The 11,938-nt window shown below is 57.9% G+C and carries 17 protein-coding genes; 7 read left to right on the forward strand and 10 right to left on the reverse strand.

Annotated features, from left to right (window positions below; translation table 11 throughout):
* The first annotated feature begins 117 nt into the window (after positions 1-117).
* The 5 genes from ACXAEK_RS13345 (at position 118) to ACXAEK_RS13365 (ending at position 3,221) form a co-directional block, all read left to right on the forward strand.
* Positions 118-1,068 carry a calcium-binding protein gene (locus tag ACXAEK_RS13345; RefSeq protein WP_475042581.1) on the forward strand — a complete coding sequence of 317 codons (951 nt, stop codon included), beginning with the start codon at positions 118-120 and terminating at the stop codon, positions 1,066-1,068.
* 216 nt (positions 1,069-1,284) lie between these two features.
* Entirely contained in the window at positions 1,285-1,647 is a 363-nt protein-coding gene (locus ACXAEK_RS13350; RefSeq protein ID WP_475042583.1) for a helix-turn-helix domain-containing protein, read from the forward strand.
* A gap of 153 nt (positions 1,648-1,800) precedes the next feature.
* Complete coding sequence (locus ACXAEK_RS13355) at positions 1,801-2,169, forward strand: Rap1a/Tai family immunity protein (RefSeq protein WP_475042585.1); 369 nt, start codon at positions 1,801-1,803, stop codon at positions 2,167-2,169.
* A gap of 38 nt (positions 2,170-2,207) precedes the next feature.
* Complete coding sequence (locus tag ACXAEK_RS13360) at positions 2,208-2,690, forward strand: hypothetical protein (protein ID WP_475042586.1); 483 nt, start codon at positions 2,208-2,210, stop codon at positions 2,688-2,690.
* A gap of 366 nt (positions 2,691-3,056) precedes the next feature.
* Complete coding sequence (locus tag ACXAEK_RS13365) at positions 3,057-3,221, forward strand: hypothetical protein (protein ID WP_475042588.1); 165 nt, start codon at positions 3,057-3,059, stop codon at positions 3,219-3,221.
* Between the two features lie 53 nt (positions 3,222-3,274).
* Here ACXAEK_RS13365 and ACXAEK_RS13370 read toward each other — a convergent pair whose 3' ends face one another.
* The 4 genes from ACXAEK_RS13370 to ACXAEK_RS13385 form a co-directional block, all read right to left on the reverse strand.
* Positions 3,275-3,826 carry a hypothetical protein gene (locus tag ACXAEK_RS13370; RefSeq protein WP_475042589.1) on the reverse strand — a complete coding sequence of 184 codons (552 nt, stop codon included), beginning with the start codon at positions 3,824-3,826 and terminating at the stop codon, positions 3,275-3,277.
* An 8-nt stretch (positions 3,827-3,834) separates the two neighbouring features.
* Positions 3,835-5,043: a hypothetical protein gene (locus ACXAEK_RS13375; protein ID WP_475042591.1), complete on the reverse strand. Its 1,209-nt coding sequence runs from the start codon at positions 5,041-5,043 to the stop codon at positions 3,835-3,837.
* A gap of 66 nt (positions 5,044-5,109) precedes the next feature.
* Positions 5,110-5,361, reverse strand: coding sequence for a hypothetical protein (locus ACXAEK_RS13380; protein ID WP_475042592.1), 252 nt, complete (start codon positions 5,359-5,361; stop codon positions 5,110-5,112).
* A gap of 41 nt (positions 5,362-5,402) precedes the next feature.
* Positions 5,403-5,597 carry a hypothetical protein gene (locus ACXAEK_RS13385; RefSeq protein ID WP_475042594.1) on the reverse strand — a complete coding sequence of 65 codons (195 nt, stop codon included), beginning with the start codon at positions 5,595-5,597 and terminating at the stop codon, positions 5,403-5,405.
* A 373-nt stretch (positions 5,598-5,970) separates the two neighbouring features.
* Between ACXAEK_RS13385 and ACXAEK_RS13390 the strand changes: the two genes are divergently transcribed.
* A complete protein-coding gene (locus ACXAEK_RS13390; RefSeq protein ID WP_475042596.1) occupies positions 5,971-6,702 on the forward strand; it encodes a helix-turn-helix domain-containing protein in 732 nt (243 codons plus the stop codon).
* Here ACXAEK_RS13390 and ACXAEK_RS13395 read toward each other — a convergent pair.
* The 6 genes from ACXAEK_RS13395 to ACXAEK_RS13420 form a co-directional block, all read right to left on the reverse strand.
* Positions 6,679-7,365: a hypothetical protein gene (locus ACXAEK_RS13395; RefSeq protein WP_475042598.1), complete on the reverse strand. Its 687-nt coding sequence runs from the start codon at positions 7,363-7,365 to the stop codon at positions 6,679-6,681. The two genes, ACXAEK_RS13390 and ACXAEK_RS13395, sit on opposite strands and share 24 nt — an antisense overlap.
* A gap of 238 nt (positions 7,366-7,603) precedes the next feature.
* Positions 7,604-8,068 (reverse strand): preQ(1) synthase, encoded by a 465-nt coding sequence (gene queF / locus ACXAEK_RS13400; protein WP_475042599.1) that lies wholly within the window; start codon positions 8,066-8,068, stop codon positions 7,604-7,606.
* Positions 8,069-8,084: 16 nt separating this feature from the next.
* On the reverse strand, positions 8,085-8,792 hold the full coding sequence (queE, locus tag ACXAEK_RS13405; RefSeq protein WP_475042600.1) for a 7-carboxy-7-deazaguanine synthase QueE: 708 nt from the start codon (positions 8,790-8,792) through the stop codon (positions 8,085-8,087).
* A complete protein-coding gene (gene queD, locus ACXAEK_RS13410) occupies positions 8,789-9,142 on the reverse strand; it encodes a 6-carboxytetrahydropterin synthase QueD (RefSeq protein ID WP_475042601.1) in 354 nt (117 codons plus the stop codon). The genes queE and queD overlap by 4 nt, the downstream gene beginning before the upstream one ends.
* Positions 9,142-9,843: a 7-cyano-7-deazaguanine synthase QueC gene (gene queC, locus ACXAEK_RS13415; protein ID WP_475042602.1), complete on the reverse strand. Its 702-nt coding sequence runs from the start codon at positions 9,841-9,843 to the stop codon at positions 9,142-9,144. Before queC ends, queD begins: the two co-directional genes overlap by 1 nt.
* Positions 9,844-10,072: 229 nt before the next feature.
* On the reverse strand, positions 10,073-10,963 hold the full coding sequence (locus tag ACXAEK_RS13420) for a LysR family transcriptional regulator (protein ID WP_475042604.1): 891 nt from the start codon (positions 10,961-10,963) through the stop codon (positions 10,073-10,075).
* A gap of 112 nt (positions 10,964-11,075) precedes the next feature.
* Between ACXAEK_RS13420 and ACXAEK_RS13425 the strand changes: the two genes are divergently transcribed.
* Complete coding sequence (locus ACXAEK_RS13425; protein WP_475042605.1) at positions 11,076-11,834, forward strand: class II aldolase and adducin N-terminal domain-containing protein; 759 nt, start codon at positions 11,076-11,078, stop codon at positions 11,832-11,834.
* The last annotated feature ends 104 nt before the right edge of the window (positions 11,835-11,938 follow it).

The raw sequence follows: 11,938 nt of genomic DNA on the forward strand, positions 1-11,938 counted from the left end.
AAGCCCCGGTGAGAGCCGGGGCTTTTTTCATTTCCTGTGACTTCCTCTTTCCGGCTTGGAAAGCCACATAACTGCTCTATCCTTGGGCAGGCTGCAATTTTTTAAGAGGGAACTTTTATGGAATCCAGAATTCCGGGCGTGAGCGCTGTGAGTGAAAGTGAATTGGTTGAACCACCATTTGTGATGATTATTCACAGAGACATTGGCGTTGACAGAGCCAGTGAACTGGACGGAGCTACAGTCATTGTTAGGACTGGAACGCCGCAAGAGATCGCAGTTTTTAACATTTTTTCTACCAATGCAATAACTTACGAGCCAATCCCAATCGAAACATTCGAGGAGGCTGAGCAGCTGTTTTTGGCGGGTGCAGGAGACGTAATTGTATTGCCCAACTCCGCTGTATCACGCTCAGATCTTGGGGTGGATTTTGTCCTCGTGGAAGGTCCATTTGACGTTGATGGGAGCTTTATTGATGTCACTCCACCCCAAGGAACATCAGGCGATGACGTGCTTGATGGCACGTCGGAGAATGACGAGCTCTTCGGGCGAGGCGGAGATGACGAGATCAGAGGCGCCGCTGGGAGAGATACGTTAGACGGTGGTCGTGGCGCAGACACTTTGTTGGGCGGCGGAGGTTCGGATGCTCTCGATGGAGGTAAGGGCCGAGACGAGCTTCTTGGAGGCCGAGGCCGAGATAAACTGGAGGGCAAGGCTGGCAATGACCGCCTCTTGGGACAAGCCGGAAACGACCTTATCTTCGGCAATGGTGGCAAGGATGAAATTATTGGTGGCGCCGGAAATGATAGGCTCACTGGTGGTGGCAAAGCCGATACCTTCGTTTTCGCCGACCGTTTCGGAGACGATACAGTGCGCGACTTTGCGGAGAACAATGATTCCGAACGGATCGATCTCTCTGGTGTCGGGTCAATCAGAGGCCTTAAGGATCTTCGCAACAACCACATGAGTCAGGAAGGAGATCATGTGCTGATCAATGACAATCGGGGGAACACGATTACATTGCTCAACGTGGAGATGGGCGATCTAGGCGCTAGTGATTTCATCTTTTAGCGACCTGATCCTGCGGGAAAAAGTTGAGCCAGGACAAAAGCCCCGGTGAGAGCCGGGGTATTTTTCGTTCCGGGAGGCACGGTTCCGGTCACCGCTCCGCCAGGGGCGGCCCCTCTGTCAGGCCCGATTGGCTTTCTAATTCGCGGGAAATTGTGATTTGCGGTTCAATTATGGATAGTGTAGCGGCGCCGGAAGTTGAAAGAGAGGGAGCCCTTCATGCCGCATCCAGTTGATGTTCACGTTGGCAAGAGAATTCGTCACCGGCGTTGGCTTACCGGAAAGACCCAGCAGGATCTGGCTTCTGTAGTTGGCGTAAAATTTCAGCAGATCCAGAAGTACGAAACAGGGGCAAATCGTGTCAGCGCTTCGCGTCTTTGGGAGATCGCCGCAGCGCTTGAGGTGGACGTCACCCACTTCTTTGAAGGTTTGGAGAAGACAAAAGACGCCTCGGCCTGCAGTCACCTTACAGCGGAAATTCTGGAGGCCAAGGAGGCCGTTGATCTCGTCAGGGCCTTTTATAGCATTCCAGAGAAGCAGCGTGTTCAGCTTTCAGGGCTTGCAAAGGTTCTCTCTACCTAAGAGTGAGGCCCGGCAAGCGGTTGGGGCGCTGCCGGGCCTGCGCGGCCTAGAAGGAAAGAAAGAGAGCGTCATTACTCCCTCTCCCTTTATGCGTGCGATTTGTTACTGAGGCGTTTACGCTTCGTCAAAGGTCCACAAAAGGAGAAATTTTGAGTGTTTAGAATTGCAACTCTTGCTGCGCTGCTCATGGCGCCGGTTCATGCAACGGCTTACGACGGGGGCGAGCTTTCGACTATCTGTGCTAACTTCCCTCAAGACAAAAAAAACCGAGAACAGTGCCACGCCTACTTTTTGGGCGCGATGCACGGGATGGGTTTCGGTGTAAATCTAGGCCAGCCTGATCAAGATATCAGTAAAGCGGTGATCGACCAGCATCTAGGGTATTGCCTACCGGACAATGGCTGGACATGGGCAGATACTGTAAATGAATTCAGGAATTTCCTTAGTGACAACCCTAGTTACTACAGTGCGGCTGCTGCAGTCGGAATACGGGAGGCACTAAAGGCTAAGCACCCTTGTTGAGGGCTAACCCAAAATCCAATTAAGGAGGGGCGAAGCACGTGACTGAAAAGCAGTTGGAACTTTTTGAAGCCTATCGAGGTTACATTATTCACGAAGACAACTTGATCGCAAATAGGGTGAACTGGCTGACTGTCTCGCAACCTTTCTTGTTTGCATCATACTCTTTCTCCCTTAGTGCTGTTTTCGAGAATGGCGTTACTCCTGAAATTCTAAGCCGAGTTGATACACTGTTGGTCGTAGTCTGCATGCTTGGTGCAGTCTTATCCTTGATCACTATCACATCTGTTTTTGCCGCTTTTCTTGCGATGAGACGCGTTAAAATCGCTTGGGAGAGAAATAGACTGCGAGTTTTACCCTTTAATGAGGTCGAGGATTACCTACCGGAACTGACAGGCGGTGGAAGTTGGTGGGCTGGCAAGCTGGGAGGAGTTTCGGGTTTTGGTATTCCTGTGGTCTCCTTTTTGGTTTGGTTGTTTCTCCTGGCGCGTTTGTTCATGGAGCTGAAAGTGCCAGGGTTTTGAAGGGCAACAAATGGAGCGAGGCGATGATGCACCCCCTGCACGAAGCTCTGCATAGCGGCCACCCCTTGCTGGGTCTGCTGCACGATACAGTCGAGGACGGCTATCTGCCATGGGCGTTGCTTCGGATTTGGCCGGCGCTCGATGCAATCACGCGCCGACCCGGCGAGGGTATGCCGACTACATCGAGCGGGTGGACCGAAACCCGAAGGCTCGGCGCGTGAAGATTGCGGATCTCCGGCACAACCTGTCCCGCGGCGGAGGGCCCGGCCGGAGCCTTGAGAAACGAAACCGGCGCGCGCTGGCCCGCCTGTCCAGCTAAGGAGAACCTGGGTGCCTGATCCAAAGTTCAGAATAGGCGATGGGGCCGTGGCTGATCTATGGATTGGCGGCCAAGAGCTGGTCACCATTCTTGATGAGCCACTGCTGAAAGATGGCAAGACGCTCTACAAGGTGAGGCACGTCGAATATGAGCTGTGGTACCCCGAGGAGCGGTTGACACCGTGCGCCGCAGACGATTTCGAGGACCCGTGAGAGGAGAAAGCCCCGGTTGGCGTCGGGGCTTTTGGCGTTCTGGGACCGGGTCCTTAGAATATGGATCCAAGGACTTTGGGAATTGTGCCGCCTTGAAAGTCTTCGATTGCGCTCCGAAACTCTCCTGCCTCATTGGCTGCTAGCTGAATACTATTGTGAAGTTGGGGCGCCATACCTTCTACGCCATTACGCTGTATCTTGTTCGTCACCCCAAGTAGGTCCTCTAGGGCGATTTTGTACTCCGACCGAGCCTCGATCACAGAATTCGTCGGCGCGCGAACTTTGCCAAGCGATACTAGCATCGACCGAGCCAAGGCCTGCGTTTCGTCGAGCTCAGCATCTAAGTCAACGACTTTGGCGGGGTTTAAAAGGTCGTCTGTAAGGGCAACCAAATGCTCGACTAGCAGATTTTGATTGGCCTCAACAGCAACGAAGTCCTGAGTCAACTGAGTGCTAATGTCCTTCGATTCCACATAGGCAGAATAGAAGAAATAGTACGCTGTTCCGGCAATCAAAATCACCCAGCGCACTGCTATAAGGAACGCGGTAATGGGGTGGCCCTTTACCACGCCCCAGCCTTTCTTAAAGATTTCAATCGACATCATAGCCAATCCTAATCCGACAACTCAGCTTCCCCGGCCACACTGGCTGCATTTCTGTTCAGGCCATCCTGCAAAGCTTCGATGTAGGTTGCAGTGTTATCATGCCCTGAAATTCGCACAAAATCTACTAGCGCCATTTTGCTTGCTTCAACTAGGTCAACTCCGTCCAGGTCTTTGCTGTTTTCGACAAGAATTTGCCCGGCATCGATCGCTTCGGCGCATGCCATACCCGGAAGCCCAGCAGCGGCCGCGACCATAAGCAGCTTTACCACGAACGTCGCCAAAGAGTTGGACTCAAGATGTGCTCTGCCGTTGGGACTATCAACCCTCGCATGGAAGTAAGGGCTAGACGCAACAGAACTCTCGAAAAGCGCAGCCCCGGGTCTCAGCTTCTGCCCAGTCGTCAGCGCATGCTCAACAGCCATGTGCAGCTCGATCATTTGCCCAATTACGCGGCCATCAAAGTCGTCGGTCCCAGCCAGCAGTCCGGTCACGCGATCCGTAGATCTCTGATAATCTCCATAGTATTGCCGAAGAACCCTGTCTTCGGCATGGCCTGACACTTCCTCTACCACCTTTACAGTTCTTGCGGCATCTGTCACCGACTCGGGTAGGTAACGCATTGGGACCTGCTTGAGGCCCCTCAACTTCCGAGCGGGGTATGTTAGCCCAGATAGTTGCCCCTCACCTTCAATAATGAGACGAGGCTCCTTTCTTGGCGCGATCTCGGCCAAAATTGCGTTTCCGCCAAGAGTGTTGCTGGGAATGACAACCAATGTGCCACCTGGTATCGACCAAAGAACCTGGTTAGCTGCGTTCCTGATCTTTGTTCGTGTTGCCGCTCGTTTTGGATCGATGAGATCTAATCGGTAGGAGTCGATGTCCAAAGAGGGCTTTGGGCCGCGGGTGCCCTTGGACCGCCTGGCCCATGTCCGGAGAACGCGCGCTCGTTCAAGCTCTGGAGCCATTTTGCCTGCAGCCAACAGTTCAGTTCCATTTTCCGGTGACAGCAGTGGGGCATCGGCCGGCAGGGCTTCATGCTTTAGCACGAGATTCCTAAGAGCATATCGAGCGCCGGGGCGAACCAGATGAACCTTAATATTGTTGCTGAGAATCCTTGTCTTAAGGTCGATCTTAAGTGTGGGCGCCATCAGGAAATCGAGCTCTAGTTGTGTAATTTGCGAGTTGTATGCAACCGTTTCAGCCGAAATTGCAACCATTATGGTTCAGCGCCCTCAACAAAGAATTACGCCTCCGGTTTCATCGATTAAAGGAGTGTCATCCCGTCAGTGGCCGAAATCTGGCCTCTCCATTTCCGGACGCGACGGCAGTCCACCAGGCGCCGGCACATCGCGCTCCTCCAGCCATTCCTTGATAGATCCCCAGCGCGTCTGGATGCTGGGCGGATCGCGGTATTCGTCCAAAGTGGCAAGCCGGCGCTGCAGATCGGCGAACCACTGAATCTTGAGCTTCAGTCCATGCCGCTTTGCCCAGGCGCGCACGGGCGCCTCCCAGCCGTTGTGATCGGCGGCTTCCATCGCTTGACGCAGATCCTCTGGAACGGTCCAGGGCCAGCCCTTCATAGCGGGGGTAGCTCGCGCAGAGCCTTCGCCATATCGAGATAGCCCGGGTAGCCACGCTCATGGAACATCTGCTCATACCAGGCCGCCCAGGGCTCTCGGCGCTCCTCGTCGAACACGTTGTGCCATGAGCCCTTGCGCACGCTCACCTTGCCGTCTGGCAGTCTCTCGACCTTGATCCGATTGCCGCTCATTGCCCGCTCCTGACTGCCTTTTTCATCTGATTATCGCAGCTTGATCGGCGCGGAAAGCCAGCTCCCACCTTCACCCTTTGTTTCCGCTTTGTCTGTGGGAGCAGAACCGGCCAAGCTGCTGATTTTGCGCGGTTCAACTGGAACTTAAAATCTCCTGGCCGTATGGCCGTGCCGGTTCGAGTCCGGCCGCGGGCACCAGTTTTTTCGGAATGACCTGTTTGCCTGCTGAAAGGCTGGCCCGCCCAAGGTTTCGGAGTGGGGGCGGCAGCGTGCCGGGTTTTTGCCGAAAACCGTTTTGATCACGCAAAGATTGCATTGCTGTAACGTTGCTTTTGTGCAAATAGTTTCGCGGAATGTGAAAGATTTTGCACATATGGCGCTGATTTACGACAAAATCTCGGTTCTTCTGGCGGATATGAACCTGTCCAACCGGCAGGCCGCGCTGAAATGCGGGATCCCTTACGGTACCTTCAACAACGCGTTGAAAAACGAACGCGAAATCGGTTGGAGCACATTGGATGCTCTGGCCCGTGGGCTGGGGGTGTCGTTTCAGTATTTTGCGTCGGACACGGCAGGGCTGGAGTTGCTCGAAGACCGCCGCGCAGATGCGGAAGAGCGCAAGGCGTTTGAGATCCTCAATGCCCGGATGCAGGCGGCGGCCCGTACCCGCCAGTACCGCGGCTGTGATGTGTCGCTGCAGGATTTCCTGGATTGGTGGTTTGCCAACAGCGGCCGCCTGGAAGGGTTCGACCGCTTGCAGCATCAGGTGGATATGTTCAATCCCCCGGATCCGGAACAGAACCGCATCCAGCCAATCCGTTCCGGCCCGGCCAGCCTGGCCTCTGTCTGTTTCGAAGTGTCCAGCAGCGATCAGCTTCGGGACACGCTGAACGGATTCAGCAACCGGATTAACACAGATCTGGTTATGGCGCATAGCGAGGCGATCAATCGGGGCGAACCAGTGATCACCCACCCGTCTCTTGATGTGAAGCTGCTGAACGGCCGCCGCTTTACCCGTCAGTACCGGCGGGTTCTGGCACCGGTTTACCTGCCGGATGGCAAGCTGCTTGTGGTGAACTTTTCACAAGACATCAAATTTGGCTAAGTCGCTGCGCAGCATGTGCTCCATCTCCAGCCGGGAGGAGCCGACAAACCATTCCGTGCTACTGCGCACCTCCGGCTCCGGGTCCCGCCATTTCTGCGCCCGCGGGATGGCCCGGCTGAAGCCATAGACCAGATCCAGCCGCGCCTGCATGTGGCGGTCGGGGATAAAGGCATAGATCCAGTCCACGTCCCATTTCTGGATCGCCAGGATCTGGAAAATCCGCATGAAGGGCTCCAGCCGTTCTGCCCGCCGGCCGCGGTGGCCGGGCAGGAAATTCAACTCTCCGATATAGGCCAGCCGCCCGCTAACCTCCCGCGCCAGCGGTTCCGCAACGCTTTCCACTCCGCCGCCGGCATCATTGGGGAATTGGTGGCGCGACGTGCGCAGCAGGTAATCGGCCAGGGTTTCGCGGCCCAGATCCTGCAGCATGGAGGCTGCGCCGCCGATGTAGGTGCCGCCGTCCCGCAGGAACAGCCAAAAGGCTGAGTTCCTGGTGTGGTCGGCTCGCTCGATTGCAAACCCAGGCATCTGAAATTGCCGCCCCGTCGTGGCCGCCGTTTCGGGCACTTTCTCAAAATCCGTGAACATCTCGACTTGCAAACCTGCCTGCGAAAGCGCCTGCAGATAGCCCGACAGCGTTTTCCCCAAATCCAGTGAATTCATGTAGCTCCCCCCGTCGCATAGTTTACATCCCGGGATATCCCGGATTGCCAGCTGACGCCGCCACAGAGTGCAGATTGTCTAAAATCTTAACTACTTTTGCGATAAATTGTTTGAATTTTGAGTTGGAGCCCCTGCTGTGCCATTCGTGCGTGCGGCTGCGGGGGCTATCTGATTTCAAACGAAAAAGCCTGGCAGATGCGCTGCCAGGCTTTGAAGCTTTTGGGGGCTCTGGGTTGTGTCAGCCGCGGCCGCGGTAGGGTGGTACGCCCTGGTCCGGGATCCAGACGCCCTCGGGCATCGGGCCGGTTTGCCAGAACACATCAATCGGAATACCGCCGCGCGGGTACCAGTAGCCGCCGATCCGCAGCCATTGCGGCTCCAGGAAATCCGCCAGGCGGCGGGCGATGGAGATCGTGCAATCCTCGTGGAATGCACCGTGGTTGCGGAAGGAGGTGAGGAACAGTTTCAGCGACTTGCTTTCCACCAGCCATTCGCCCGGCACATAGTCGATCACCAGATGCGCAAAATCCGGCTGTCCGGTCATCGGGCACAGCGAGGTGAACTCGGGCGCGGTGAAACGCACATTATAGGCCACGTCGGCTTGCGGGTTCTGCACCCGCTCCAGTTCCGCCTGTTCCGGGCTTTGCGGCACGATGGTATCGCCGCCCAGCTGCTTCAGGTTGCTGTAGATGCTGTCAGACATGTCAGGGTTCCTATTTTCAGACGCCGCGCTTGTTGCCCCAGACCAGCACGTGCAGCTGCGGCAGGACGCGGGGGGTAAACCAGCCGTCGCCGGTTACTTTTTCGATGAGCCACAGCAGCCGGTCGGTGGCCTGCTGCAGGTCGACGGGCAAATCGGGGTCGACCTCAGGGTTGCCTGGCTGCAGGTACAGCGGCAGCTCCGGGTGGCGTTCGGAGGCCGCCTTGGCCCAGGCATAATCCTTGTCATCGAAGATCACGATCTTCATCACCGCCTGGCCGCAGCCCTGGGCTGCCTCCAGGCATTGGTCGAAGGCCTTCCAGTCCACCTTCTCGCCGCTGGAGGGCGGCTTGGGGCTCAGCACCAGGGTGTCGAGATCCGCAAACCACGGTTTGCTGACCGAACCTTGCGTCTCGCAGGCAAAGCGGTAGCCCTCGGCCTTGCCGTAGGCGATCACCGGAGCAAAGTCCTGGATTGCCGGGTTGCCGCCGGAGATCGACACCGTAAGCGGCTTGCCACCGGACAGGCGGCGCACCTCGATCATGACCTCTTCGGGCGCCATCACCGCCCAATCGTGGCGGTAGGCACTGTCGACCGCATGCAGGCTGTCGCACCAGGCGCAGCGGTAATCGCAGCCGCCGGCGCGCACAAACACGGTGGGCTCCCCGATCAGGGCGCCTTCGCCCTGGATGGTGGGGCCGAAGATTTCCGCGATGCGCAGGGTCACGGCCGGTACTCCGCCCAGGTTTTGGGCGTTTCCGAGACCTTCACGGCGGCGACTTCCGGCCAGCGCGCATGACACCAGTTATAGAAATGCTTGGCCATGTTTTCCGCCGTCGAATGCCCCTCCAGCACGTGATTCAGGTGCCGGTGGTCAAAACTGTCGTCGATATAGTCCTTCAGCGGCTTCAGCTCGTGGTAGTCGCGCACGAAACCGTCCGCGTTCAGCTCCTTCGCCGCCAGCTCCACCACCACCACATAATTGTGGCCGTGCAGCCGGGCGCATTGATGATCGGGCGGCAGGTGCGTCAGCTGATGCGAGGCGGAGAAATGGAACTCCTTGGTGATCCGGAACATCAGGCGCCATCCTTGCCTGCAATCGCCGCCTTCCAGAAATCCGGGTCGGCATAAACTGTCGGATCCTCGACACCTGCCAGATGGAAGGCCTCGCGCCGCTCCACACAGGTGCCGCAGCGGCCGCAGTGCGCATCACCGCCTTTGTAGCAGGACCAAGTTTCTGCAAAGGGGGTGTTGTGCTTGGCGCCGGCGGTGACGATGTCGCCCTTGGTACGGTGCACAAAGGGGGTGTAAAGCCGCACGTCCGCATAGCCGTCCAGCGCTGCCCGCTGCATGGCGTCAAACGCTTCGGTGAAGGCCGGGCGGCAGTCGGGATAGATGAAATGGTCGCCGCCATGCACCGCCGTTGCCACCGCTTCGTCGCCGTTTGCTGCGGCAATGCCATAAGCGATGGTGAGCATGATGGCATTGCGGTTGGGCACCACGGTGACCTTCATGGTCTCTTCCTCGTAGTGGCCGTCCGGCACGTCAATGTCATCGGTCAGGGCCGAGCCCGTGAGTGCTGCGCCAATGCCGCGCATGTCGATGATGTCATGCGGCACGCCCAGCCGTTCGGCGGCGGCGGCAGCATAGTCGAGCTCTTTCTTGTGGCGCTGGCCATAGTCGAAAGAGACAAGGCGGGTCAGCTGATGCTCCTCAGCGACCATATGGGCCAGCGAAACGGAATCCAGTCCGCCGGAGCAGATAACGATAGTCTTCATGTTTGAACCCTTGTTTTGGTGACCGGGTAGGCTGCGACCGGTGGCGCGCATATAGCCGCGGAAGGCTTAACGCGCAAGAGGCGGGCGGATAGCGCACATTTGCAGGTGATGTTTGGAAAAGTTGAAAATGCCTTAAGCGGCGGGCCAAAGGCCCGGCCCGCGCCCGACCCTCCCCACGGGAGGGCGCTTCGCACCCGCCCAGGGTCGGGCGCGACCCTGATGTTCTGCTTCACACTGGCGGCAGCTCACCTTCCAGCCACTCCAGAAATGCCCGCGACGCTGGCGTGCTCGCATGGCTGGGCGGGGGCAGAAGGAAGTAGTTCTCCAGCAATTCGGCCGAGTGTTCGCTGGCTTTCACAAGTTGCCCGCTCTCGAGCAGCCCGCCCGCCAGTGTGTCATGCGACATGGAAATGCCGGCGCCATTCACCGCCGCGGTCATGGCAATCACGTAAGTTGAGGCCAGCTGGATCTCGTGATTGCGTTCAAAGGGCTGTTCCTGTGACTTGAACCATGCGCCCCAAGATCCTGTAACGCCAGCACAATCCAGCAAGTGCGCGGTGCCGAAGTCCACTGTGCCCCCTTGATAGCCAGGCGCGCAGACCGGGTAGAACCGGTCGCGGGTCAGCCGGATCGCCGCTGCCGACATATCGTTGGGGCGACCGAAACGGATTTCAGTCCCGGCCGAGCTGGCATGGCGCTCCGGGTCCCAGATCGGGGTCACGATGTTCAGCACCAGCCAGGGGAACCTCTCGTACAGACGGGGCAGGCGCGGCGACAGCCAGAACACCGAGAACGCCATGTTGCACTGCAAGACCAGATGCCGCCCCTGATCGCCGCCGGTAAAGGCCTGGGTGCCGGCCGCAATCAGGTCAAAGGCCTCGCGCACGATGGGCATATAGTTGGCGCCGGCCTCCGACAGCTCCAGCGCGCGGGTTTTGCGGATGAACAGTTCCCGGCCGAGGAAGTTCTCGAGGCTCCTCACATGCTGGCTGATCGCCGATTGCGTCAGGTTCAGCTCGCCGGCGGCGCGGGTGAAGGAGAGGTGCCGCGCACTGGCCTCAAAGGCGCGCAGCCAGGTGAGCGGCGGCAAGGAAGAGGTGGGGGACCGGGAAGAAGACATGGACGCATGACCTATGCATTAGTTCAATTAATGCATTACGCGTGAATCAATCGTTTGTCAGCAGCGTTTGCGGCTGGCACCAATAGCGCAGCAACTTTTGGGAGGCGCCAGAATGAACAAGCAAGCGGACCTGAGCCCGAACCTCACCCATTGGCAGGAGCGCGTCGACATGGCCGCGGTCTTCCGTTGGACCGAACGGCTGAACATGCATGAGGCGGTGGCGAACCACTTCAGCCTGGCCGTGAACGAGGATGGCAGCCAATTCCTGATGAACCCGAACCAGGTGCATTTCAGCCGCGTCAAAGCCTCTGACCTCTTGTTCCTGGACGCCAATGACCCCAAGACCATGGACCGCCCTGACGCGCCGGACCCGACCGCCTGGGGCCTGCACGGCTCGATCCACCGGCTGTGCCCGCATGCGCGCTGCGTGATGCATGTGCATTCGATCCACGCCACCGTGCTGGCCTGCCTTGCCGACAGCACCCTGCCGCCGATCGACCAGAACACCGCCACTTTCTACAACCGCTATGTGGTCGATAGTGAATTCGGCGGGCTTGCGTTTGAAAGCGAAGGCGAGCGCTGCGCCTCGATGCTGACCGACCCCAAGGTCAAGGTGATGATCATGGGCAACCACGGGGTGCTGGTGATCGGCGACACCGTCGCGGACACGTTCAACCGCCTCTACTATTTCGAACGCGCCGCCGAGACCTATATCCGGGCGCTGCAAACGGGGCAGAAACTGCGGGTGCTGAGCGACGCGGTCGCCGAGAAAACCGCGCAGGAGCTGGAGGATTACCCGGATCAGGCAGAGCGCCACCTGGCTGAGCTGAAGGCTATCCTGGACGACGAAGGCTCCAACTACGCCAGCTAAAACAGGCACACCATGCAGGCGATGAAGCCACGGGCAGTTGCGACAGCTGCCCGTCGGCTTGCTGCATCCAATCGAAACAACACTTCAGCCATCCAGAAGGTTCC

Source organism: Leisingera sp. ABM4_101, from assembly GCF_056158725.1.

What these genes read in the sequence shown, in the direction of transcription:
- queD (WP_475042601.1), bottom strand. Translation starts at nt 9,142, where the DNA reads ATGTTCCGGATCACCAAGGAGTTCCATTTCTCCGCCTCGCATCAGCTG.
- ACXAEK_RS13345 (WP_475042581.1), top strand. Translation starts at nt 118, where the DNA reads ATGGAATCCAGAATTCCGGGCGTGAGCGCTGTGAGTGAAAGTGAATTG.
- ACXAEK_RS13390 (WP_475042596.1), top strand. Translation starts at nt 5,971, where the DNA reads ATGGCGCTGATTTACGACAAAATCTCGGTTCTTCTGGCGGATATGAAC.
- ACXAEK_RS13425 (WP_475042605.1), top strand. Translation starts at nt 11,076, where the DNA reads ATGAACAAGCAAGCGGACCTGAGCCCGAACCTCACCCATTGGCAGGAG.
- ACXAEK_RS13385 (WP_475042594.1), bottom strand. Translation starts at nt 5,597, where the DNA reads ATGAGCGGCAATCGGATCAAGGTCGAGAGACTGCCAGACGGCAAGGTG.
- ACXAEK_RS13395 (WP_475042598.1), bottom strand. Translation starts at nt 7,365, where the DNA reads ATGAATTCACTGGATTTGGGGAAAACGCTGTCGGGCTATCTGCAGGCG.
- ACXAEK_RS13370 (WP_475042589.1), bottom strand. Translation starts at nt 3,826, where the DNA reads ATGATGTCGATTGAAATCTTTAAGAAAGGCTGGGGCGTGGTAAAGGGC.
- ACXAEK_RS13375 (WP_475042591.1), bottom strand. Translation starts at nt 5,043, where the DNA reads ATGGTTGCAATTTCGGCTGAAACGGTTGCATACAACTCGCAAATTACA.
- ACXAEK_RS13420 (WP_475042604.1), bottom strand. Translation starts at nt 10,963, where the DNA reads ATGTCTTCTTCCCGGTCCCCCACCTCTTCCTTGCCGCCGCTCACCTGG.
- queC (WP_475042602.1), bottom strand. Translation starts at nt 9,843, where the DNA reads ATGAAGACTATCGTTATCTGCTCCGGCGGACTGGATTCCGTTTCGCTG.
- ACXAEK_RS13350 (WP_475042583.1), top strand. Translation starts at nt 1,285, where the DNA reads ATGCCGCATCCAGTTGATGTTCACGTTGGCAAGAGAATTCGTCACCGG.
- ACXAEK_RS13380 (WP_475042592.1), bottom strand. Translation starts at nt 5,361, where the DNA reads ATGGAAGCCGCCGATCACAACGGCTGGGAGGCGCCCGTGCGCGCCTGG.
- queF (WP_475042599.1), bottom strand. Translation starts at nt 8,068, where the DNA reads ATGTCTGACAGCATCTACAGCAACCTGAAGCAGCTGGGCGGCGATACC.